The organism is Paenibacillus sp. FSL L8-0644 (assembly GCF_038008165.1).
GTDB classification, from domain to species: domain Bacteria; phylum Bacillota; class Bacilli; order Paenibacillales; family Paenibacillaceae; genus Paenibacillus; species Paenibacillus polymyxa_D.
Window position 1 is genome coordinate 13679 of sequence record NZ_JBBOYN010000002.1, and the last position, 24875, is coordinate 38553.

Here is a 24875-nt window from a genome sequence, read left to right on the forward strand (position 1 = left end):
TTTAATTAATCCGATTAATTTTATGTGATTATAATAATTATACAATTACGTTACTCTTTTAATTTATTTCTGTCAATTTGTCCAAAATTAAAAAGCCCCTCTCTCAGTCGCTATCGACCAGAAAACACCGTTATTTCGGTTAATTTCATGAGAGAGGGTAACGTTATTCATCAATCATAACTGAAAATTCATTCGCTCCAAGCCCCTTTCAGCGAACGAATCGGCTTCGTCTGTTCCGGTTGATCGGGTCTAATTTTGGTTGGCTGTCTCGGCTTCATTTTTTTCACGAATGTAAGTGGAGAATAATTCAGGATTCACCACTTTACGCAGTAAATGCATCGTCCCGTCCCCTGTTCCATGGTCAAAAGCATGGATACGTTCATATCCCCAACGCTCGTACATGGATAGCAAATAGGGATGCTTTTCTGCAGTCGCCAGTGTTACTGCAGGAGCTCCCACCTGATCACGTATAATCGTTTGCTCTACCCAATTCAACAATTTTTTCCCATATCCTTTGCCCTGGGTAGCCGGGTCTACAGCAAACCACATCACAAACGGTAGATCGGTTATAAAATTAAGGGCTCTATTTTTGAGATGGCTAACGGTAGCCTGAATGACACCGTCTACTTCCAGCACATAGCAATCATTATTTTTAATATTTTCTTGAATGAGAGCAACGTCTGCCTGAGCGGCAGGCCATCGAAGCCCCAACTGCCGAATTGTTTCATACGCCTCATACGTCACATACTGCAATCTTTCTGCGTCCTCTTGGAGTGCCAGACGATAGATTTCACTCATACTAACCCGCCTCCTTATAGTGTTTTTATAAAACGCGTGAACCACTATATAATTATTCCTATCTATTTAATCAGATATAAAAGTTAACATAACTGTAGCATGCTCACCATCCAGCGACAAATTAATTTTTTCTATAACTCCATTTAAAATAACAATATCCCCTCGAAAGAGGGGCATTCGGTAAATCAAAGTCAACGCAAAAAAGCCCGAAAGCCGGGCTCCTTTACTTTCTTGACGAATAAAATGCTGTCCATGCCTCAGGCATTTTCAAACACAACATGTTTGCAGTGTTACTCCGCAGGGGCAGTAAAGCTGCGTTTGGCAAACTCGCTGTCCAGCATATAAAAGGCGTTGCTGTCTCTTTCAATGCGTTTAAGCTTCTGGATAACACTGTCGAACAGCGCTTCTTCCTCGACTTGCTCATCAATAAACCATTTCAAGAAATGGATCGTTGCATGCTCACGTGCATCGAGGGCCAAGTCAGCCAAATGATAAAATTTTTGCGTGTTTTGCTGCTCATGCTTGTAGCCATGCTCAAATACGTCCAGCATGGAATCGTAGCTGTTCTTGGGCTCTGGTAATGCAGCCAATGTAGCACGTCCTTTACGGTCATTAATGTATTTATACAGTTTCATGGCATGAAACCGTTCCTCCTCAGCTTGTACTAGGAAGAAGTTTGCAAACCCATCCAGACTTTCACTGGAGCAATAAGCAGCCATCGCCAGATATACGTGAGCGGAGTAAAATTCAAAGTTCATTTGCTCATTCAGAGCCTGTGCCAAATTGTCATTCATGTCTCAGGTCACCTCGGTCATGTATGTAATGATGTAACGATCATAGTGTACCACGAATCCGATCACAAAAAAACGGACGGAAATGAATCCAGTTCAGTGCTCTCACATTCCGCCCGCGATTTCCACAATCAGTTCGCAATCAAGGCTCCAGGCCCCAGACACGTTTGTCGTTTATATACAAAGGTGCTTTGTCCCAATCCGTATAAGAGGTCTTGGTAGAATCATAGGAAAAATCATCACTTTCGTTATAGTCGCTCCAGTCCGTCTTGTTCATGCGAATTTGAATATCTCCTGTATTTTCCCCTACTGCCAGACTTCCCGCACCAGCTCCAAAGGAGATCTCCAGATAATAATCTGCACCTGTAACGGCCTTATCCAGTTTCACAAAACGTCCCTGAACGTTACTACTACCCAACTGTGCATAGTCACAATGGAATTCCTGTGACTTGTCGCCATCTACGGTATAGTAGTATCTCAGCTTAACATTTTTCAGTTCGACAGCCTCTTTACCCTTGTTTACAACACGGAACAGTGGCCGAATCTGGTTATCTCCCGGATTAGTGTCGCCCACGCGGTATTGGGCAATCACGTCTCCCGTTGCTGGAATGGGAGCTGCCGTAGGCTTAGCACTGACCTCGACAGAATCCGGGCTGGTTCCTAAAGAATTTGTTGCATTTGCTACATAATAATAAGTGGTTTCATTCAGCACTCCTGTATCCTTGTAAGTGCTGTCTGTTACCGTTGCTACTGTGGTATAAGGACCACCACTGGTTGTCGAGCGCTTGACCGTATAGCTATCGGCACCCGTCGCTTTGCTCCAAATGAGTGTAACCTGAGCATCCCCTGCGTTTGCCTTCACATTTGCCGGAGCTTTGGGAGCTGTCGGCTCGGTTGGTCCACTACCGTTAATGAGACGGTCATACTCAGCATAAGCCGTTGCCATATCGACTTGGGACCAGAAACGGTGATACGTAAATTCTGGAGCACCTTTATCCCATTTTTTGGTCTGATTGTTCCAAGAAGTCGTGTATTTATCTTTAAGATAGGACCATTGCGGATCTTTAGTGATATTAGGCCGGATATCGCTATAGCTGGAATAGGTACCATTGCCGCCCTTGGACGGGTCAGAAGCGGTAGCGTCTGTGCCAGGGATCGTGTTGCCTTGTCCAGTCTTACCACTCCAGCCGTTCGGGATATACACTTCTTTAGTAAAATAACGATAATAATCCTCGCGAGCTTCCTTCGTTGTAATACCTATACCATCGTTATAACCCCATGCAGCATCAAGCAAAGCTTTAGACAGATCCTTAGCTTCCTTGCCTAACTCGGAATAGTCTCCTTTTTCAGCTTTCGTTCCAGCAGCAAAGAAAGTAAGTGCTTTAACATAGCTGCCCAGTACTCCGGCATCCTGCCCCGGATTCTTTGTTACCACATGGAGATTGGTATTCCCTTTATGATTGGCAAATCCGCTCCAGGTTTCAGGCTTTCCACTCCACTCCAGATTGCTCGGCAGCCAGAATTCGCCTTTAGCTGCTGTAGTAGCCACTTTCGGATTTTTGCCACCCAGAATACGCTTGCCTTGTGCATCCAAATAATATCCCTGCACGTCAGTCACAGGCCGTTCGTTGGCAAATACATAGTTCTTGGACCACGCGATCCAGTTTTCCGTCACTTGTTTAGCCATTTTAAACTGCTCGGACGAAGTATCCCCTTTCTTGGCTAAAATGTAGTACAGCTCGGCAACTCGCTCGACAGGCCAAGCCTGCATCCCGAACCAGTTGTTCGACGGTGGATCGTTATATACAGGAGCCCCTGTATAAGCCATGCCATAAAAGGTACTTGTGCCAGATGGATAAGCCTTGTAGGCACCATCCCAGCTATTCGTCGCTCCGCCTGCAATGGCCCCCTCATCGGATTGCAGCCAAGTATAAAACTCCAGTTGGCGCTTCAGCGAGGTCGCCCAATCCTGTCCCGCCGTTGGTGAATTCGGTATTAATCCACCATCTTGGTTGGACAACGCATATGCTGCGACGACATTTTGGTAGCCCTGATGTGCATGGCTGGCACCAATACGCCAAGCCCAGTTGCCGCTTTGGCCAAGTCCGCCGCCCCAGGATGTATACCATGCCATCAGATAAAGACTGGCATCCTTGCCCGTACCAGCAATTGGACTTCCATTGGAAGCGCTTCCGGTTTTCTGGAAGTATTTATCGTACATGCCGTAACGCAAAAAGTCTCCCATCTTTTTGGCTTTATCCAAATATACGGAGTTGTCATATCCCAATTCCTTAGCCCAGTACATCGCTTGAACTGCCCGTGCATCTGCATCGGTGGCATTCGTGTAACGCCATTGCTGAGCCGGGGCATTATTTTCCTTGGTGAACAGGCTCATAAAGCCTTCATTAGGCTTGCCAAACTTTTGATTGTCTTGCGATGGATGTGGTACAACCTCCCAGACCGATTCCTGTTCCCCGCGCTGGAAGGTGTTTACATAGGCTGCTGTATGCGACGGATTCAGAAGATTTCCGAAACCGTACCAATTATCCACGTCCAACAACCAGTGCATCAGATAAGTCTGGTTGTTGCCATAGGTTGCCTTCAGCTCAGAGTCCAGTGGATCCTTGCCAGCACCATACTGACCACTTAGGCGGCTTGGGTACTGATCCGGCTGCGAATATTCTGCTGCATAAGTGGCGGGGCTGTTCGGGTTATAGTTACTCATTGTCGGTTGCTCTTCCTTACCGTCGCCTTCATTAACAGGAATGATATATTTCTCCATGTTGTCCCACGCGGATTCCAAATGCCCCCAATCCCCGGTATAATGACCATACAGTACTTCCAGCCACATCCAGTAGCTGTACGCTTCCGAAGTCGTTAAGTGTCCGTAATCCGGAGCCTCGCTCATGAGCGTTTCAACGGAATGATAAGGTATGCCTTCTTTTGAAAAGTATCCGCCAGCCGGATCCTTCAGCTGTTTATACAATTGTAGAAAGCGTGTCGATTCCGGTGTTGTAGCTGATGCACGGTCGGGTTCTGCCTGAAATAAGCCCAAGGTTAACGGAAGTACCAAAATAGCTGACATGACCATAGAGACAGATTTCCTGAACACGGATTTTCTGCTGATCACTTTGCATTCATCCTCTCCATTATCAATTTTGACTTTACACAAGATTTTATTCCGAAAAATGACAGCACAAAAAGACAGCACCATCACCTCACTTTCCCATAAAAAAGGTGGAGGACACGCTGTCTATTGCTCCAAATGCTTCGCATTGGCCCTGGAAAAAATATACCACACTAGGCGCCAAATGAGAGTCGAAAAATTATATATGTTTAGAGTTTCACAAGGAAAATTGACGAAATCAATTGGAATCGGTACTATTTCACAGGGAGGCGTTAAAACATGAAAATTTTGCTATTGCTTGGTTGTATCGTGATGTTTTTAGCCGTAGCGCTTGGAGCGTTCGGCGCACACGCATTGAAAAAGAGACTTTCCGCAGACATGATGAGCATATTCCAGACAGGAATTCAATATCAAATCGCTCATGGACTGGGTTTGCTGCTGCTTGGAGTTCTTGCTGACAGACTTGTCCATTCTTCTCTCATCGTAACCGCAGGCTGGGTTATGCTGGTGGGTATTCTCCTGTTTTCCGGCAGTCTGTATGCCCTTAGTGTATCCGGTGTGAAAAAGCTTGGAGCAATCACCCCATTTGGCGGGTTGGCTTTTTTGGCAAGCTGGGTCATTGTGATCGTGGCGGTTGTGCAGGGTTAAACAAGGGTAAAGAAACAGAGACTTGGAAAAGGAGGCGCTTCCAAGTCTCTCGAATTATTAACGTAGCATTCCTGAGTATTATGAAAGAATACATTATTTCGTCTGCACTTGTTTCGCTTTCTGAGCGGCTATCCGGTGTCCTTCGATATAACGTCTGGATTCAGCCATCTCATGCTCCTGAGCAGCTTCCATAATAATATGAACCCCCGGCTTGTACTGCTCCAGCAGTTCCATGTAGAGGCCATAGTTCATGTCTCCAAAACCCGGCGGCACCGTCTCAATTTCACCCGACGATGACAAACGCCGGTCTTTGGCATGCGCAGCGATAATCCGGGGGCCCAGCAGTTGGAAAGCTTCCCGAATGATCTCATCCTGCTGCGCCATATTTTCCGTTTTCAGCAGATTACCAGGATCAATCACAACACCGATGTGTGAAGAGGGCACTTCCTCCAGAAAGGTAGCCAACTCTACGGCAGTTCCTACCAAGTGATCGTTTGCAGCTTCCAATCCTACGAATACGCCCCACTTCTCCGCTTCATCTGCTAATTCACGCACTACTTCCCTTACAACTCTCCAGTCACGTTCCGTATAGGCGGTACCATCCTCATTACGTCCCACTTCAGCTGCAACCATGGGTGCTCCTAACAGACCCGCATATCGGATCAGCTCTTTAAAGCGCTCTACATTTTCACGCAGCAATTCCTCATCCTGTACAAAAAAATGCAAATAGCACCCGAGCACCGATATGGAAACACCATGCTTACGAAATTCTTCTGCGATAGACAGTGCCAATCCCGGATTGAACTTACCCGATTTATTAAAATCCACATCACTGATCGCTCTCCACGGAGCCAGCTGAACATGAGTAAAGCCCGCTGCGCCTACCTTTGCAGCCAATTCGCGATAAGGCAACTTGCCAAACAAATGTGCCAATACACCTACTGTCACTAAAATTCACCTCTTATTTTTATTTTTGTATGCTACTTGTTACCGTACTCTGCTCCAAGGTCTCATTGATGATGTGCGTAATCCGCTCCACTTCATCATGAATAAAAAAGTGTCCTCCCTCAAAGGTAAACATACGAAATTGCTGATCCGTATGCTGTGCCCATGCCTCCGCATCTTGTAAGGTCACCGTGTTATCGGTCATTCCCGTCAAAGCGGTGATAGGACAATGTAAAAGTGCGGCTTTAGCCGTGTACTTATACAACTCAACAGCTTTGAAATCCGCTCTTAACACGGGCATAAAATAGTCGTATAATTCCTGATTGTCAAAAATCGCTTCCGAAAGCTGACCGTACCGCTGCAAATGCGTCCTGAACTGATCTGCGGGCAGATCGTGTAACCACGGGGAATTTCTTGGGACATGCGGTGCCCGTCCACCCGAAACGAACAGATGAGCAGGCTTGCCATATCCACCGGCCACCAGCTTGTAGTACAGCTCGAATGAGATCATCGTCCCCATACTGTGGCCGTATATGGCATAAGGATTGCCGGGGGCTATCTCTTCGCTGATCTTGTGCATCAGATCCTCGCTCATCTCCTCAATGCTTTCCTTTAGCGGTTCCCCAGAACGAATACCCCTGCCCGCTAATTCCAGTGGAACAAGCTTAATCTGCGGAAGTAGCGACTTTTTCCATTTGAAGCTGACCGACGCCGATCCGCCTGCATATGGGATGAAAAATAATGTGATAGGTGCCATTCTTGCAACCTCCTGCCTTGCTAAGTTCTAACTTTTTCATTTTAGCATAAAAAGGTATATTTACCCATTTCAAATATTTTGCAAATCCCAGAAGAAAGGTTGAGAAAATCAAGCGCATTTTACATAAAGAGGGGAATATCTTCCTAAAGGAAGAACGGCTTCATGTTTGAATATAATCATGTATTGGGCCTTTTATTTTTTCAAATCGAGAGGAGTTCTGCGCCATGAAGTATGGTTTCTTCGATGATGTCAATCAAGAATATGTCATCCACACCCCTCAAACCCCTTATCCTTGGATTAATTATTTAGGTAATGAACGATTTTTTGGACTGATTTCCAATACAAGTGGCGGCTATGCATTTTACCGGGATGCTCGCTTACGTCGCTTAACACGTTACCGTTACAATAATATTCCTGTCGATAACGGTGGTCGTTATTTTTATATTTATGATGATGGGGATTATTGGACTCCAGGCTGGATGCCGGTCAAACGGGAGCTGGAGCAGTATGAATGCCGCCATGGACTTGGTTATACCTCAATTATGGGAGAACGCAACGGTATTCGAGCCACTCAGCTGGCTTTTGTACCCCTATCCTTTGACGGCGAGGTCCATCAGGTTAAGCTTCAGAACACATCGTTACAAACCAAAAAGATCAAACTCTTTTCGTTCGTGGAATTTTGTCTGTGGAACGCCTATGACGATATGACCAACTACCAGCGCAACTTGAACACGGGCGAGGTTGAGATACAGGACTCTGTCATTTATCACAAAACGGAATACCGTGAACGCCGCAATCACTATGCTTTTTTCTCTGCTAATCGTCCGCTAGCGGGTTATGATACAGATCGTGAAGCTTTTCTGGGACTCTACAACGGATTAGATCAGCCTCAAACGGTCGCCGCTGGGCAAGCCTCGAACTCTATTGCCAGCGGATGGTCCCCTGTCGGATCACATTGCATTGAGATCACGCTGGAGCCAGGCAAAGAAACAAGCTGTAACTTTATACTCGGTTATGTGGAAAATCCCGAGGAAGAGAAATGGGAGTCCCACGGTGTTATTAATAAAAAACAGGCACATGCCATGATTGCGCAGTTTGCGGATGAAGCCGATGTAAAGCAAGCTTTGAGTGAACTCCGAGCCTATTGGAACAATCTGCTGTCCAAGTACACCCTTCAAAGCCACGACGACAAGCTGAACCGAATGGTAAACATATGGAACCCGTATCAATGCATGGTTACATTCAATATGTCACGTTCAGCTTCGTATTTTGAATCTGGTATCGGACGTGGTATGGGCTTCCGGGATTCAAATCAAGATTTGCTCGGCTTCGTCCACCAAATACCGGAGCGGGCACGGGAACGGATTATCGACATTGCCTCTACTCAATTTGAAAACGGCGGAGCTTATCATCAGTACCAACCGTTAACCAAAAAAGGAAACCACGAGGTTGGCGGTGGCTTTAACGACGATCCGTTGTGGCTTATTGTCGGTACCGCAGCGTATATCAAAGAAACGGGAGACTTTGGCATACTGGACGAACAAGTGCCCTTTGACGGAAATGTAGAGCGTACGGCTACGCTGTTTGAACATTTGAAGCGTTCTTTTTACCATGTAATAGATAATCTTGGTCCGCATGGTCTTCCACTCATTGGCCGAGCTGACTGGAACGATTGTCTGAATCTCAATTGTTTTTCCGCTACACCCGATGAGTCCTATCAGACAACACAAAATTTGGAGGGCCGAGTAGCTGAATCCGTGTTTATCGCCGGACTATTCGTATATACGGGACCGGATTTTATTGAGCTTTGCAAGCGCAGAGGTTTGGATGAAGAAGCATCCACAGCTCAAGCCCATGTGGATCGTATGCGAGCAGCTACATTGGAGCATGGTTTTGACGGGGAATGGTTCTTACGTGCGTATGACCATTATGGAGACAAAATCGGAAGCAAGGATTGTGAGGAAGGTCAAATTTTCATTGAACCTCAAGGTTTCTGTGTCATGGCAGGAATTGGTGTTGAAGAAGGCTTGGCACATAAAGCTCTCGATTCTACACGTGATCGACTGGAAACTCCCTACGGCATCGTGCTGCAACATCCATCTTATTCCCGTTACCACATCAATCTGGGCGAAATCTCATCTTACCCTCCCGGGTATAAGGAAAATGCCGGTATTTTCTGCCACAATAACCCGTGGATTATGATGGCGGAAGCCGTAATAGGACGTGGAGATCGCGCTTTTGAGCTATATAGCAAAATTGCACCTGCCTATCTGGAGGACATCAGCGACATTCACCGCACCGAGCCGTATGTGTATGCTCAAATGATTGCGGGCAAGGATGCTGTTCGTGAAGGCGAAGCCAAAAATTCCTGGCTGACGGGTACAGCGGCGTGGAATTTTATAGCTATTACTCAATCCATCCTCGGTATCCAGCCGGAATGGGACGGTCTGCGTATTGACCCGTGCATTCCTACAGCCTGGGACGAATTCATAGTCACCCGCGTCTTCCGTGGCGATACCTACGTGATCCATATCACGAATCCACAGCATGTCTCCAAGGGTGTAGCTACGGTTACTGTAGACGGTACCCTCCTAACGAATAATATTCTGCCGGTTGCAGCGGATGGGGCTATCCACCAAGTAAAAGTGTTACTAGGTTAACAAGTTCATGGCCTTCAAAAAAATTAGCTTCAACTTCATCACATAGTATCTTATAATACGAGAATGGCTAAAGATACATTAAGTGTGGTGACATCATGAACAAGACAAAACGGCTTACTCAAACCATGGATTACAAAACAAAGCAAGCCCACTGGGTACGCAAAATGTTATTACTGTATTGGATGATTATAGCTGTACATTTTATCGTCCAGCTGGGCAGCTACTTATTTCTTGATTACGCCGCTTCGCCTTATGAATTTTACGTCGGAACCCTGATTGTTCCTACGCTAATCATGAGTGGTTCCAACTTACTGGCAGAGTTGGCTCATTTTAAATTTAACAGGTATTCTTTTGCGATCCTGTTTATGGCAAGCACCGTCATTTGCTGGATGATTATTCGTCTAAATTATGATATCCGGATTATTCCTGCGCTATGTTTGTTGCCTATTTTCTCTTCTATTCTGTTCTTCAATCGTCGCTTAATATGGCTTTCCTTTGTATTGCAAGTGGTCGTCTTTTTTCTGTTGCTGGCAGCAGATGGATCATTCCGCAGCTATTTGTCAGACTTTGATATTGTGGCGATTCCAACCTTTTTGATTATGTCCACCTTTCTTGCTCTCATTATTCAGGCCAGCGGCCGCGATTTGTTAGTGGATTTGTATAAAACAAAGCGTGCCCAACAGGAATTAATGATCAGTAATGCGATTATCAGCAAAATGTCAATGACTGATGGTTTGACAAAGCTGTACAATCATTTGTCCTTTCAAAACTTTTATGAAAAAGCACTCGAATATGCCGAACAAGGAGCGATCATCCATCTGGCGTTAGTGGATATTGATAATTTCAAGAAAATCAATGACAATTACGGACATCAGTTCGGTGATAAAATTTTGGAAGGCATCTCGCAAATCATTACAGAGCAAATTACAGCGAATGACATTCCGGCCCGCTATGGCGGTGAAGAATTTGCTATTTTGATGTTTGAGCATACTTCTGAGGAAGCCTATCAGATCGTTGAGAATATCCGGCGTGAAGTAGAGAATATGACCTTTCAGGAGAAAATGCAAATCGTTTCCGTAACCGTTAGCATTGGATTAAAAGGCTATACCGAGGATATGAACAAAGACAAAGATGTATTTTTCCAGGAGACAGACAACTATTTATATCAAGCCAAGCGCTCCGGGAAAAACAAAATTGTTGCTCTTAATCATACCGCTTAATGTAAAAACGCTTCATTTGATGAGACTCCGGCTTGCCGGAGTTTTTTGTATATAGAGCTTAAAATTTAATAGAGTTGACAACTCCATAAGTTGAAACTAAAATAGTTACATATGTATTGGTTATTTACTTACTAAAAATAAGTCTAAGGAGATGATTCTTGTATGTCAACCCTCGTTATTGTCGTTCACCCTGATCTTGCGGAATCTCGCATTAACAAAAGATGGGTGCAAGAACTCAAGAAACAATCCGGCGTGACCGTTCACAACCTGTATGAAGTATATCCGGATGAGCAAATCAATGTCACCCAGGAGCAGGAACTGCTAGAGCAGCATGACCGTATCGTTCTGCAATTTCCTTTTTACTGGTACAGCACTCCTTCCCTACTGAAAAAATGGCTGGATAAGGTTCTAACCTACGGCTGGGCTTATGGGAGCGAAGGTGGCAAGCTACAGGGCAAAGAGTTGTTGATTGCCTTGTCTGCTGCCAGTGTTGAGGAAAACTATCAACATGACGGACGGAATAGGTATACGATCGAAGAGCTACTGAGACCTCTGGAAGCTACAGGCCATATGATTGGTGTCAAATTGCTCCCTTATTTCGTACAATATGGTGCTGCAGTATTGACCGATGAGCAACTAGACCAATCCGCACAAAAATACGCGCAAACAGTTATTTCTTAACTTTTTACTAGAAAGCCCCTTGGACGGCGCCTGTCATACCTGCTTTACAGCAGACGGCAGCTCCAACCAAGGGGCTTTAGTGATTGATTACATCGTAACCAAGGTACTGGTTACTTGGGCCATACTTTCTTTAATAATGTCGCAGCCCTTACGCAAGTTTTCCAGACTTATCGTTAACGCAGGCATAATTTTAATTACCGTATCGTTACGTCCAGCACGCTCAATAATGAGTCCTCTACTAAAGCAGAGAGTCGCTACCTCCTTGGCGAACGCTTCTCCCAGATGGGATACATCAATGCCCCAGATCAGTCCCAAGCCACGAATTTCAATAAGAGGATCTATCGATTGGATATGTTCACGCAAGAACTGCTGAACAAAAGCCTCTTTTTCCTTCACTTGTGCTTCCAGCTCTACCGTATCTCTGAACTCCAGCGCAGCCTTTGCCCCGACAAAAGCAAGCTGATTTCCACGGAAAGTGCCGTTATGCTCACCCGGACTCCATATATCCAATTCTGGCTTGAGTAGCAACAGAGACATTGGCAAGCCGTATCCACTGATCGATTTGGACAAAACAACCATATCAGGAACGATTCCCGCCCGCTCGAATGAGAAGAACGAACCAACTCGACCGCAACCGACTTGAATATCGTCCACAATAAGCAAAATATCATGATCATCGCACAACTGTCGCAAATCACGCAGCCATTCGGTATCTGCAATATGAATGCCGCCTTCAGCCTGTACCGTTTCCAAAATGATCGCGGCAGGCTTTTCCACACCTGAATGGGTGTCTGTTAAAAGCTGCTCCATATACAAAATGGTATCCATTCCGTTAAATGTGCTGTTATAAGGTATAAAGGTAACATTGTTCAGGGGAACCCCTGCGCTCTCTCGCATGGAGGTGTTGCTGGTAATCGATAAACTACCCAGCGACATTCCGTGGAACGCACCCATAAAGGCAAAAATACCATTTCTGTTTTTCACCTTGCGTGCAAGTTTCAGTGCTGCTTCCACCGCATTGGTTCCGGTCGGTCCGCAAAATTGCAGCTTATAATTCAAGCCCTTGGGCTGGAGAATACGCTCTGAAAAAGACTCCATAAACTCTTGCTTGGCCGTCGTGTACATATCCAGACCATGCATAATCCGATCGGATGTTAAATAATCCAATAACCGGTTTTTCATAAAATCATTATTATGCCCATAGTTCAAAGCCCCTGCCCCGGCAAAAAAGTCAATGTAACCCTTGCCTGTCTCCGTGTACAGTACATCGTTTTTAGCTTTGTTGAATACAACTGGAAAACTTCTGCAATAGGATCTTACATTGGACTCCAGCGCTTCGAATGTGTTCATGATCTCTCGTCCTCCCGCTGACCTGATTTTAAAAACATACAAGCATGGAAAGCAAAAAAAGTGTAAATATGTAATCTAAATGAGAAGACAGTCTGAATTCACGATGGGATATCCACACCAAAGAATCATGAGTACGATTACAAGAACAATTAAAGTACTAAAATTAAATACAGAGATAGCACATGAGAGTAGATTAGTAGAAGATTAAATAGTGGGTTTTTCTAAGAGGCCTATCAGAGGATGTCAACTCCTATGTAATAAAATACCATAATTTTCATTTAAGTCAATGCATGTTTCTGAGGTGTTTTGTTAAATTTTTGTAATTTATCATCAGCGGCTTGTAGTATATTGTTAAAACAAAACGAAAAATGTCGTATTATAGTGATAAATCTCAAAAATAGTACATTTCCATATCAAATAGATATACATCTGGACTAATTGTCCACAGGATTGTCACAACAAACCTGATCTTTTGACAGACTGTCCAAAGGAGTTTACTCTATCAACAGAACCTGTCAAAACTTGTTGTAAACATTGCAGTTATCCTAACTATTTGGCTCGAATTTGATAGAAAGATAAGGAAATATGATCATGTCTAATGTTTTGATTATTGAAGATGACAATATGCTGGGAGATACCCTTTCCTTGTATTTAACAGGAGAAGACTACAACGTTACTCGAGTGGAACAAGCGTCTGAGGGTATTGCAAGGCTTAAGGTCGTACAGCCCGATATTATTTTGCTGGATCTGCTGCTTCCAGATTTGGATGGCGTGAATCCCTGCCCACTGATACGCAAGCATACGGACGTCCCCATCATCGTGATTTCTACAGAAAACAACATATCAGAGCGCATTCGTACACTTACGTTGGGAGCAGATGATTATATTTGCAAGCCTTTTAGTATGCAAGAGCTAAAAGCACGGATGGAGGCTCTTTTTCGTCGTATTGAAATCACGCGCTTACAAGGAAGTGGCAGAGCACCTGAACCTGAAACGGGCATTACTTTGGATCTAGCGAGAAGAATGATTACCGTTAACGGACAAAATGTGGAGACAACATATTCAGAATTTGAGCTTATGAAGCTTTTTTATTTGAACCGAGGAATTGTATTCAGCAGGTATGCTTTAATTCAGGCTCTCCGTGGCACAGACTCCTTTATTAACGAGAGGGCCGTGGACGTACATATTAACCATTTACGCAGAAAAATTGAAAAAGACCCTAAGAAACCGCAATTGATTAAGACCATCTGGGGAATCGGCTACAAATTTATGCAATAACACGGTCAGCTCCAAGGAAGTGATGACTTGATTTGGTTAATATCCTTCTGAACCGTGCTCAGATGCTCTTTCCAGTCTGGATACAGTTCTCCTGTTGAGGTTTCATTGCTGCGCTTCAATGCCTTTTCCAGCTCTATAACCTTTGCCAGCAACTCAGGCGCGCACAGGTTCCCCGTTCCTCCTTTAAGCGAGTGGATTAATCGAAGAGCAGAAGATAACTGTCCATTGTCCATTTTTCTCACAACTCTTTTATCGAGATACTGGTATTCCTGTATCCATTTGTAAAGGGCAAATTGAAAAATATACACCTTGCCATCCATACCTGCTATCGACTGCTCAGCGTGAATACCATGTAAATCTTGCAGCCACGCTAAATTAATCCAGCTAGTTAACACTCTAGCAGCGGTCAGTTCATGGACAGGCTTGAGCAACACGGCATTAATACCGGCACGAAGACAAACTTCCTGTTCATGCTGCACAGCATCAGCGGTAAAAGCGATAATGGGAAGCCTGTTAAAAGCTTTGTTTCTCCGAATATGTCTCGCCGTCTCAAAACCATCCATCTCTGGCATATGCAAATCAAGCAGCACCATATCCCAGTAACGCAGTTCAAGTAACGCTATTAGTTCCCTTCCGTTTGTGACCATCGTTACCTCAAAGTTACGCTCTGCTAAAAACTCGGTAATCACCACCTGGTTAATTTCGTTATCCTCTGCTATGAGAATTTGATACTTTTGTGTTGTATCCCCTATCTCATTGCGGGAACTCATCGTCGCATGAGTCTCCAGAGTATTACCATCTGCAGGCACTGAATCTTCCTTCTTCCAGCAGAGAACCTCCAGCAGAGCGTTCCGGGTAACGGGCTTGGACAAAAAGGCATCCACACTATGATCCATGTCCCCTGCAGCTATTTTTTCCATCTGAAACACGGTTGTAAGTCCAATGATCTGAGTTATCTGCTTATCCAGCATTTGAAGCCACTGCCTCCGGGAGTCCAGTTCTCTCAAACCTTCCATCCCCATATCAATGATAACATAATCAAAATGCTCACCCTTTTGAAAAGCATCCACACTTTCTTGGAAGGATGAAATAGTGAAAGGTTTTAATCCCAAGTCTTGCAGTAGTTCGTTCAAGCTGTATCTCACCAGTTCATGCTGCGCAACAATTAAGGCTTTGCCTTTGATTTGTTTTTCTATTCGTGTACTTCCTGCATTCAATTCCCCAGTTTCCAGCTCGACATTAAAGTGAAATTGACTGTACTCTCCTAATCGGCTTTTCACCTCTACTTTCCCCCCCATAGCTTCAGCCAAATGCTTGCTAATGGCCAAACCCAGCCCAGAGCCCCCATATCTGCGGCTGGTTGATGTACTCGCCTGGATAAAAGGGACGAATAGCTTGTCCATACACGTCTCGGAAATTCCTATGCCCGTATCTTCTACCATAAAAGAAACGCCTACTCGCCCTTCCTGCTGACTTAGCATTTTTACCTGTAACAATACATGTCCCTGATCCGTAAACTTGATGGCGTTGGTCAGAAGATTTGAAAGCACCTGCTCCATTCGAAGCGGGTCTCCCTTAAAGCTTTTCGGTAACGCCGGGTCCGTTATAAATACGACCTCTATTTCCTTATCTTCTAGCAAAGTTCCAACGGTATCTGCGAGATGCCGAAGCATTTTTTCCGGCTCGAATTCTACCTTTTCCAGTTCCAGACTGCCGGCTTCCATTTTGGAAAAGTCCAATACGTTACTGAGCATGGATGAAAGGGTACGAGAGGAAGCGAGAAGCTTGTGGAGGTAATCTCTTTGAACGGCAGTCAGTTCAGTCTTATTTAACAGCTTTGACAGACCGATGATTCCATTCAGCGGGGTGCGGATTTCGTGACTCATATGAGCCAAAAAAATGCTTTTCGCACGGTTAGCCTCGTCCACTTCCTTTCTCTTCTGCTCTGAGGCTTTACACTCCGTAATATCCAATGCGTGACCGATAACAGAGCTAGTAACCCCGTCCTCCATAACCGGATGTAAGGTAATGAGAGCCGAATATTCCCAAAACTCCAATTCAAATACGGTCCGATCACCGAACCAGGCCTGTTTGTAGTATTGGCAAAGCTGCTCCATCGTTTCAGAGGAAAGCTCCAAAATGTCCCCAAGACGCTTCACATGCTCCCTTTTATTGTAGTTGACTTGCATATTCAGACCCACGCGCTCCAGCAATTCACCTTCAAGCAGCCTATAATAAAATTCATTACCGCTTTTCTCCAGCTTGAAGGTAAAGCCAGGTTGAACACCTAGTAAATTCAGCAGATCACGGTCTTTGTTTAACAAACGTTGTCCATATGTATACTTAGCGGTGGTTAAAGTGTGCACAAACAGAGTCATGAACATTAGACCCATCCCTAACTCTAGCACGCAGGTCAACGGTGTTTTATCGCTTATGCCAAAACATAAGAACAAAATTCCCGCTCCTCCATAAAATACACCTGTGATCGCCTGACGAACAAGTTGACGCTGAAAAACCAAAACTAACAATAAAATCACGATAGCACATAGCACTAAATCTCGAACCAAGTGTTCACCACTCCTATAATCTTCCATTTTTAGAATATATCAAAAATACAAAAAAAACTCAGGACAGATTCCTTATGCCATAAGGCTTAAAGAACTGTCCCGAGCATTCATTGTACTATAGATTCCATAAGGTTCAAGCTCGTTTTAATATTTGAAACGACTGATCATCATCTTCAAATCAGCAGCCATCGTCGAAAGCAACTGTGCTGAAGCTGATATTTCCTCCATGGAAGCCAGTTGCTCTTGTGAGGAGGCAGCAACTTCCTCAGATGTGGCGGCATTACCGGTTGCAATCGTCGCCAGCTCGTTGGCTGTCGCTGCGATTTCTTGTACACTGGCTGATATTTGCTCTGCAATCGCAGCGACCTCCTCTACCTGAGGTGTTGTCTCTCGAATGCCTTCCATCGCATAACCCAGCTTGACAATGGTTGCTTTGGAAATCTGTAGTCCATCCTGCACCTCAGTCGTGACCCTGTCCATCGTCTTCACTGTTGTTTCGGTTTCATGCTGAATTTCGGCAATCAAGGTGGCAATCTGTGTGGCGGATGTCTGAGACTGCTCTGCCAGCTTACGCACCTCATCAGCAACGACGGCAAAGCCTTTTCCATGATCGCCCGCTCTGGCTGCCTCAATAGCTGCATTCAATGCCAACAGGTTTGTCTGATTGGAGATATCGCCGATAACCTTCGTAATTTCACCGATTTCATGAGAGCGGGCTTGCAAGGTTTGAATCATCTGGTTGGAACGCTCTACTGATTGATGAATGGAATTCATTTGCTCGCCTGTCTGCTCAACAGACTTTCGTCCTTCCTCGGCTTGCAAGGCAGATCGTTTGGCCAAATCAGCTACCGAAATCGATCGTTCAGCAATTTGGGTGATCCCTTGTGCAATTTCATCCAGGGCCACCGAATTATTTTCCAGCCCTGTAGTCTGCTTCTCTGCACCACTGGCAATTTCTTGTACAGCCTGAGACACCTGCTCACTTGCAGCACTGGTTTGTTCCGCGCTTATTGTCAGTTCATTGGAAGAAATTGTGACATGATCTGCACTGTTCCCTACGTTCTGAATGACAGATCGCAAGTTATTCTGCATATTTTGAAAAGCCACTCCTAATTCTCCGATCTCGTCCTCGCTCTTTACTTGAATGTCCTGTGTGAGATCTCCGGCGCTCACATTTACCGCTTGTTCTTTTAACTTTAAAATCGGTTTGATGATGGAACGGATCAGGAAATAAACAATGATAATACCAATCACAAGACAACCGACAATGGTTAGTAAAGTGCTGATCAAAATCGGTCCTGCTGCATCATCGACTTCAGACAAATACAGCGTTCCGCCTATCTTCCAGCCAGTCAGCTTGTTAGTCGCATAGTTCATATATTTGAGCTGGCCCTCATACTCATACTCGTATTCACCAGTATCACTCTGAAACATGCGTGATTCAATATCTGTAATTTTGGTACCTGGTTCCTTCGTCGGATGAACAATGTAAGTATGGTTGTTGTCCAGCAATATGGCATAACCCTCATGACCTACTTTAATATTGTTCAACGTCTCTTTAATACCACTCATTTTCAGGTCAATGCCAATAACACCCGATCCATCTGACGTTGCCTTGGACACAGTAACCGTCATTTGCTTCGAGCTTGCCGAAAGATAAGGAGAACTAATTGCTGCCTTCGCTTGTTCCTTTATCGCTTTATCGTACCAAGGTCTGACTCGTGGATCATAATTATCTGGTAATTGCTTCTGTGGGTAGGTTGTAAATTTGCCGTCCTTCGTACCATAATAAATGGATTCTGTTTCAGGATGGAGTGCAATATATTGCTTAAAGAATTCTTCCAAATTCGCCGCTTGTTCCTCCGTCTCTACCCGATTGCCTTTTAGTCTTTCTGCAAAATAGTCTGCGTCATGTACCTTGGGTTCAATAGTACTATCAATAATAAAATTAGTGCGGACAATAGCCTGCTCGGCACTTTCTTCAATCTGGTTTCGAATCTGCTGACTCGCGCTTATAAACGACAAAGCCCCCACGATCATGGACGGTAAAATCAAAAATGCAATAAAGGCGACCATTAGCTTCGTTTTAAAATTTTTGCTGAGCTTCCTTGCGACTAGCCACTTTTTCCCCGATAACTTCTTCATTAATAAACATCTCCATTTCATTACCTGTATTTCCCAACCTATAGCGAACCTCTTCGTCTTGCCGATGACGACAATCACCCGACAGACTCTCTTTCACATTTTTCACATCTGCTGCTAAAACGCTTGGACATAAAAGATATAAACACGCTAGTTAAATAGGTATATGTACTTATTTTCGAAAACAGCAAGGCTGGTCGGAACCGGTTCTTTGATATAATATACCTAAAAAATATTAAAAAAAATGCAGTATAGATGTTAAGAAAGTGTTAGTTTCATCTCACTATACCTACCACTTAACATGAAAATAATCCCCCTGAAGGTAGCAAACATAGGGTCATTTTTGAAAATCGCCATATATTTTCTACTCCCAAGGGGATTAGGTTCGATCGCTTTATTCAGTTCTAATCCAACAACACCTTCAGATCTTCGAGCCTGGTAACAGGTGCCTGACAGGTAAAATGCTCACACACATATACGGCTGATTTGCCTTCCACAAGATCATAATCACGGATATAAGGAGCCGTCTCTGCAATCTCCGACTGTCCTTCATCCTTCAAAATAACGACCGTATTCGGCCTGAACCCAGCTCGAACCGCCTGAATGAACTGTACGGTCTGCGGATCATCCCTGTGACCCACAATCACAATCTCCTTCGTCGTTCCCGTCGCATACAACAACGCGCTGAGCAACGCGGAGTGGCCTGACGGGTAATGAGCAACCATACCGCCAAAAGCCTTAAACTGCTTGGCTGCATAGTTCTCCAATCCAGATTCACCCGTTAGCCGCGCAAGCCGCACAAAATTATAGGCCGCAATGCTGTTACCTGACGGAATGGCTCCGTCATCAATTTCTTTAGGCTTGGCAATGAGCTGCTCACTATCTGACCCATAAAAGAATAATCCGTCCCGTTCCTCATCCCAGAACAAATCGATCATATTTTGATTGAGCGTCAATGCCCGTTGCAGATATTGTACATCGAAGGTCGCCTGATATAGCTCGATCAAGCCCCACACATAAAAAGCATAATCATCCACATAACCGGGATAAGCTGCCTCGCCGTCCCGATAACGCGCCAACAGCCGTCCGTCCTCCTGTCTCAAATGGTTCCACAAAAACGTCTCCGCTTTCTGAGCTTGCTCTGTATATCTCGTGTCTCCAAAAGCTTGTCCTGCCTTCGCCAGTGCAGCAATCATCAATCCGTTCCACGAGGTCAAAATCTTGTCATCTTTGTGAGGATGAACCCGTTGTTCTCTGGCAGCAAACAGCTTGGCCCGTAGCTCACTAACCCGCTGCTCCAGTTCCTGCTCAGTCAAGTCATGCTTGATCCTATAGGCTTCCAGATTGATATCAATCAGGTTTGGAATGTTGTGACCTTCAAAATTGCCGTAAGGTGTAATCCCATACAAATCGTTGAAAAAGGCGGCATCCTTATCGCCTAGTACAGCCTTTACCTCAGAGTCGTCCCAGACATAGAATCTCCCCTCTTCTCCTTCGGAATCCGCATCCTCCGCCGAATAAAAGGCACCACCTGCATCCGTCATGTCCCTTGCGATATATGTAAAGATTTGTTCTGTAATCCGTCGGTACAGTTCCTTGCCTGTCACCTGCCAAGCCTCTGTATACGCGATGGCCAACAGAGCATTGTCATATAGCATTTTTTCAAAATGCGGCACCAACCACTTCTCATCGACGGAGTATCGTGAGAACCCCATGCCTATATGGTCGTAGATTCCGCCCCGGGACATCGCATCCAGCGTCTTCTCTGCCATTTCCAGTGCCTGTTGATTCCCCGTATGCTGTGCATATCGCAGCAAAAAAGACAGGTTATGCGGAGAAGGAAACTTGGGTGCTTCCCCGAAGCCGCCATATTCCTTATCGAAGGTGTGGCTGTATTCATGGAAAGCTTTAGTCAAGCTCTGTTCATCCAGTTCACCCCGATAACCCGCAAGCAAGTCCTGCCGCTCATGCTCGATCAGTACCTGCTCACTCAACTCCACCAGCTCTTCCGGCTGTTCTTTCCACCGGGTACCCACCTTGCCAAGCAGCTCCAACAGTCCGACACGGCCAAACTTCTGCTCCTTGGGCAAATACGTCCCCGCAAAAAAAGGTTTCTGATCCGGCGTCATCAATATCGTCAGTGGCCAGCCTCCATGCCCCGTCATCGTCTGGCAGATGGACATATAGATATGATCCACATCTGGACGTTCTTCACGATCCACCTTAATGGATACATAATCCCGGTTTAATACCTCAGCCACTTCTTCATCCTCGAAAGATTCTCTCCCCATTACATGGCACCAATGGCAAGTGGAATAGCCAACAGATAGGAAAATAGGCTTGTTATCACGTTTAGCCATTTCAAAAGCCTCATCTGACCAAGGGAACCAATTTACCGGATTGTGAGCATGCTGTAGCAAATACGGTGATTTTTCCTTGGATAGTCTATTCGGTTTGCTGCTCGTTGTCATGGGACATCACCACTTCCGTAGTTGAATTTTATACTTGGTACTATTTTACCCTAAATGGGTGGTAAAAGTCGGAAGAGATGAAAAAAGATAATGAATCTCAAGCATTATACTCATTAGAATTTATATCAAAGATCTCGAGAGCTTTCAGTAAGGCGTATTCACTTGTTCTGGCCCCTTCTTTTGAAAAATGTGCATCCGGAAACGCGGGCGACATATGATGGTACCCGGGATAGACATGTAATTCCACTAAGACTCCATCAAAGGCCAATTGTTTTGCAAAAAACAAGGATTCATCAATGAATAAATCAATGGTACCTATATTTATATAAGTCGGTGGTAATCCGGCCAATAACTTAGCACGAGCCGGCACATAATACTCACTTACCTCCTCCTGACCCGGTTCATCCCCCAATACAGATTTCCAGCCAAAATAATTACTTTGTTTTGTCCAAATAAACTCTCCTGCGTATGGGTGCTCTGGTGCGGTACTTGTGCGATCATCTAGCATTGGCCTCATTAATCTTAGATGATGGATTTCGAATTCCTTCTGATCACGAATGTACAAGGCTAGGCCAGCCGCCAAACCGCCGCCAGCGCTGCTGCCCCCTACGGCAACTTTCTGAGTATCTATCCCTAACTCTTCCGCATGTTCAATGCACCATTTTAGGCCCGAATAACAATCCTGTAACTGACTTGGCTGTACATGCTCTGGTGCTAGGCGATAGTACACGGATACGCAACAGAAACCATGTTGTGCCGCAAGAGATGCATTAGCAGGACGATCCACGACTGGACTTCCTAAGACCATCCCGCCTCCGTGTATCGAATAATATAGAGGCATCTTATGATGCTTTGATTGTTTGGGCTTAATGATTTCGATTTGAATATCTGGACCATTAAAATAACTTGGCACAATCTTTTTTTCTAATGTAATGGGGAACATCTGCGTTACATCTATTTGTTGCATCATTTGAGATTGATTTTTACGTGCTTCCCTTAGTGTAGATTCGGTAAGATCGGTTGTTGGTATTAAATCAACTGCACTGATAATTTCTGGATCAATCAAATGTCTACTTCTACTTTTTTGTTCCCTCATAGTAATCTTTTCCTCACTTTCTTGTTTTAAAGACAATGAATCAATACATATTTCCCTTCAATTGTTGTTGTCGTTTATATTTATATTTTAAGTTTAAAATCAGCTTTATAAATGAAAACAACGAGTTAGAATCATTTTTGACATAAAAATTATGAAAAAAAATAAAATGCCAAAAAAGTATTTCGGAATCTGGCTGTGGGAATGCGAAGGCACATCAAACCTTTTACCAAACAAAAAGACGCGACCGGATTGGTCGTTCATAGCGATTATCCGGTCGCGTCTTAAGCTATCACGTTATGTCCATCTACTTTTTATGTGAATAAACAATTTTCTTAATGGTTTCGGTAGAGAGGAAAAACTCATTAGCTAATTGCTCGATACTGCTTCTATTTTGAAAAGCATTTCTGATTGCGGCATTTCGCTGTTCTAGCAACCATCTCCCGCCACTCAAGCTTCCCCAATCCATATATTCCGTTTTTGGCTTAGGAATATACAGAGTCTCTCCTTGAACATATTTTTGGATTTCTATAATTAATTCTTGAGGTAAAACTTTGGAAGCATTCGTATATCTCAATTTTACTCGCCCCTTATTTTGATTTTTTAAAATAAGGTGCAAAGCCAAAAATATTAAAAAGCTTATTCAGCGTTAAAAATTGTTTCGCCCCATACAAAGTAACGCTTTCTTAATAATTGGCTTTGCATGAGTGTAAGAAGTCACAGACAATCCTAACAGATTCTCCATCAGTAGGCACCCCCTTTTACCTCGCAAGTATAGCATAACTTCTGCTCACCTGGGACCAGCTAAATGATATCAGCAAAAAGCAAGCGATTAAAAATTGAGCTGTTAGATAGCTGATTTTAAATACTAACCATGAATACGAACCACATAAATCCGTAGATTAATGCCACTAGCCCTACAATGCCCAACAAGCAGAAAAGTAAAAGCATAAGAACAAATTTTTTACCATCCATAACCGACTCCCCAATACTTTTTCCAGAGTGTGAGACACACTTTCTAACTTAGCTTCCGAATAAAAATTTGAAATTAAGTGCATTTATCCAGCTGAACAGGAGTCCCCGTTATCCTAAGAGCGGCTTCTAGATGTTACGGATTTACACTTTCTGCTTGGCTAGCCTGTCTTGCGTTTATTTTTTTCATTGCAAATCTTGCTATTGGCTGAGCATGGTAGGCTACACGAGTCGTGCCAATAATGATAATGTATAATCAAGCATAAGACTCATAAAGGAGCATATGAACCAGATGAACAATTTTTTGAATGAATTTGAGGAAAGATTTAGGGCAGGATTTTTGGATGATCTTAAAAGCACACTGAAAGAAGTGAAGAATGAGAAGGTTTACGCCTGTGCTTTTGGCACAGACAGCGATTTTGTCACCTTGTTTCTAGCTGTTAATACAGAAGAATCCCTTGTTAGACATATCACAAACATGAAAGCCGAAGGCCTGTGCGACAGCAAGGAAGATGAAAATTATTATAGATGGGGATTTTGCGAATATCAATTTGGCGATGCAACACACTTGAATCATATGAGCAAATTTCTATATGCAACCGAAAATGTGTTTGATTATAAAGATGAGATGATAAAAATTATGGCCAAGGTAGTTAAGGAAACAGACGACGTGCTTTTCAATCAATTTGGTCAAGCCAAAGAAGATATTATTTTTTTCGTGTCCATGACGGATGATGATATGGCCGAGGAACTCGAAGATCGGTCTGTAATTCAGATGACAAACGCCAAACTAGTTAATGGCTTCTTGCATCGTTATCAATAGAAATACAGTTTGAAATATTACACTCATTTCGTTCAGGTAGTTGCTTTAATTCGCAATGTGCTTGTCCCATGCATCTATTGATTACGTATCCTTTTCATTTGGTTTATCTCCATTAGATACGAATAAACCTATTTCTCCTCATGGTTCGAGTTGAAATAAGTTTATTTAAAGCTTTCATCCAGATGAACAGGAATTCTTACCATTCAACTTCTTCAAATAATCGGAAAACCATCTTTTTTTCAAATTCATCTAAAGTTCTAAATCCAGATATTTCTTCTTTCTTTTCTCCAAGTTTTATCAAAGTCGCTATTGCTAGGTCTCCCACCTTATAATAACCTAATAGTTTATCTTGGGGTTCCCTTTTTAATGATAATTCACTTAATTTTTTTATCATTTTCTCTGTACGGAAGCCTTCTTTTCCTATCTGTGTCATTGCATGATATAAGACTATGGGGTTATTATCTTCTAACAAATTTTCTAATTCACCTATTTGAACCTTCCCCTTCCGCTATCTTCTTTAATATACTTCATTTTAATCCCAGCTAAGAGCTA

At 43.9% G+C, this 24875-nt stretch carries 18 protein-coding genes; 6 read left to right on the top strand and 12 right to left on the bottom strand.

Going from position 1 to position 24875, the window contains the following annotated elements; genetic code table 11:
- Positions 1–249 precede the first annotated feature (249 nt).
- The 3 genes from NSS94_RS25220 to NSS94_RS25230 form a co-directional block, all read right to left on the bottom strand.
- Positions 250–798: a GNAT family N-acetyltransferase gene (locus NSS94_RS25220; RefSeq protein WP_029515029.1), complete on the bottom strand. Its 549-nt coding sequence runs from the start codon at positions 796–798 to the stop codon at positions 250–252.
- A gap of 290 nt (positions 799–1088) precedes the next feature.
- Positions 1089–1592, bottom strand: coding sequence for a ferritin (locus NSS94_RS25225; RefSeq protein ID WP_341040449.1), 504 nt, complete (start codon positions 1590–1592; stop codon positions 1089–1091).
- 139 nt (positions 1593–1731) lie between these two features.
- Positions 1732–4680 carry a glycoside hydrolase family 48 protein gene (locus NSS94_RS25230; protein WP_341040518.1) on the bottom strand — a complete coding sequence of 983 codons (2949 nt, stop codon included), beginning with the start codon at positions 4678–4680 and terminating at the stop codon, positions 1732–1734.
- A gap of 315 nt (positions 4681–4995) precedes the next feature.
- On the opposite strand from NSS94_RS25230, the gene NSS94_RS25235 reads away from it, so the two are divergent.
- Positions 4996–5364: a DUF423 domain-containing protein gene (locus NSS94_RS25235; protein ID WP_029515033.1), complete on the top strand. Its 369-nt coding sequence runs from the start codon at positions 4996–4998 to the stop codon at positions 5362–5364.
- Positions 5365–5457: 93 nt separating this feature from the next.
- Here the strand turns inward: NSS94_RS25235 and NSS94_RS25240 are convergent, their stop codons facing one another.
- A complete protein-coding gene (locus NSS94_RS25240) occupies positions 5458–6312 on the bottom strand; it encodes a sugar phosphate isomerase/epimerase family protein (protein ID WP_341040450.1) in 855 nt (284 codons plus the stop codon).
- A 19-nt stretch (positions 6313–6331) separates the two neighbouring features.
- A complete protein-coding gene (locus NSS94_RS25245; protein ID WP_341040451.1) occupies positions 6332–7066 on the bottom strand; it encodes a thioesterase II family protein in 735 nt (244 codons plus the stop codon).
- 224 nt (positions 7067–7290) lie between these two features.
- Between NSS94_RS25245 and NSS94_RS25250 the strand changes: the two genes are divergently transcribed.
- The 3 genes from NSS94_RS25250 to NSS94_RS25260 all read left to right on the top strand — a co-directional run bounded on the left by NSS94_RS25250 (position 7291) and on the right by NSS94_RS25260 (position 11627).
- Positions 7291–9726, top strand: coding sequence for a GH36-type glycosyl hydrolase domain-containing protein (locus tag NSS94_RS25250; RefSeq protein WP_341040452.1), 2436 nt, complete (start codon positions 7291–7293; stop codon positions 9724–9726).
- A 95-nt stretch (positions 9727–9821) separates the two neighbouring features.
- Entirely contained in the window at positions 9822–10946 is a 1125-nt protein-coding gene (locus tag NSS94_RS25255) for a GGDEF domain-containing protein (protein WP_029515039.1), read from the top strand.
- 162 nt (positions 10947–11108) lie between these two features.
- Complete coding sequence (locus tag NSS94_RS25260) at positions 11109–11627, top strand: NAD(P)H-dependent oxidoreductase (RefSeq protein ID WP_341040453.1); 519 nt, start codon at positions 11109–11111, stop codon at positions 11625–11627.
- 87 nt (positions 11628–11714) lie between these two features.
- Here NSS94_RS25260 and ectB read toward each other — a convergent pair whose 3' ends face one another.
- On the bottom strand, positions 11715–12977 hold the full coding sequence (ectB, locus tag NSS94_RS25265; protein WP_340885318.1) for a diaminobutyrate--2-oxoglutarate transaminase: 1263 nt from the start codon (positions 12975–12977) through the stop codon (positions 11715–11717).
- Between the two features lie 591 nt (positions 12978–13568).
- On the opposite strand from ectB, the gene NSS94_RS25270 reads away from it, so the two are divergent.
- Positions 13569–14255, top strand: coding sequence for a response regulator transcription factor (locus tag NSS94_RS25270; RefSeq protein ID WP_029515042.1), 687 nt, complete (start codon positions 13569–13571; stop codon positions 14253–14255).
- Positions 14256–14260: 5 nt separating this feature from the next.
- Here the strand turns inward: NSS94_RS25270 and NSS94_RS25275 are convergent, their stop codons facing one another.
- From NSS94_RS25275 to NSS94_RS25295, 5 genes are all read right to left on the bottom strand, one after another.
- Positions 14261–16822 (bottom strand): response regulator, encoded by a 2562-nt coding sequence (locus NSS94_RS25275; RefSeq protein ID WP_341040454.1) that lies wholly within the window; start codon positions 16820–16822, stop codon positions 14261–14263.
- Between the two features lie 144 nt (positions 16823–16966).
- The gene (locus tag NSS94_RS25280; RefSeq protein ID WP_029515044.1) at positions 16967–18967 is read right to left on the bottom strand and encodes a methyl-accepting chemotaxis protein; all 2001 of its coding nucleotides are present in this window, start codon (positions 18965–18967) and stop codon (positions 16967–16969) included.
- A 401-nt stretch (positions 18968–19368) separates the two neighbouring features.
- Entirely contained in the window at positions 19369–21435 is a 2067-nt protein-coding gene (locus NSS94_RS25285; RefSeq protein WP_039275054.1) for a thioredoxin domain-containing protein, read from the bottom strand.
- A 97-nt stretch (positions 21436–21532) separates the two neighbouring features.
- Positions 21533–22531: an alpha/beta hydrolase gene (locus NSS94_RS25290; protein WP_341040455.1), complete on the bottom strand. Its 999-nt coding sequence runs from the start codon at positions 22529–22531 to the stop codon at positions 21533–21535.
- 304 nt (positions 22532–22835) lie between these two features.
- A complete protein-coding gene (locus NSS94_RS25295; RefSeq protein WP_039275052.1) occupies positions 22836–23105 on the bottom strand; it encodes a CD3324 family protein in 270 nt (89 codons plus the stop codon).
- Between the two features lie 687 nt (positions 23106–23792).
- On the opposite strand from NSS94_RS25295, the gene NSS94_RS25300 reads away from it, so the two are divergent.
- Positions 23793–24323 (top strand): DUF4303 domain-containing protein, encoded by a 531-nt coding sequence (locus NSS94_RS25300; RefSeq protein ID WP_341040456.1) that lies wholly within the window; start codon positions 23793–23795, stop codon positions 24321–24323.
- A gap of 196 nt (positions 24324–24519) precedes the next feature.
- Here NSS94_RS25300 and NSS94_RS25305 read toward each other — a convergent pair whose 3' ends face one another.
- Positions 24520–24795: a hypothetical protein gene (locus NSS94_RS25305; RefSeq protein WP_039275043.1), complete on the bottom strand. Its 276-nt coding sequence runs from the start codon at positions 24793–24795 to the stop codon at positions 24520–24522.
- Between the last annotated feature and the right edge of the window lie 80 nt (positions 24796–24875).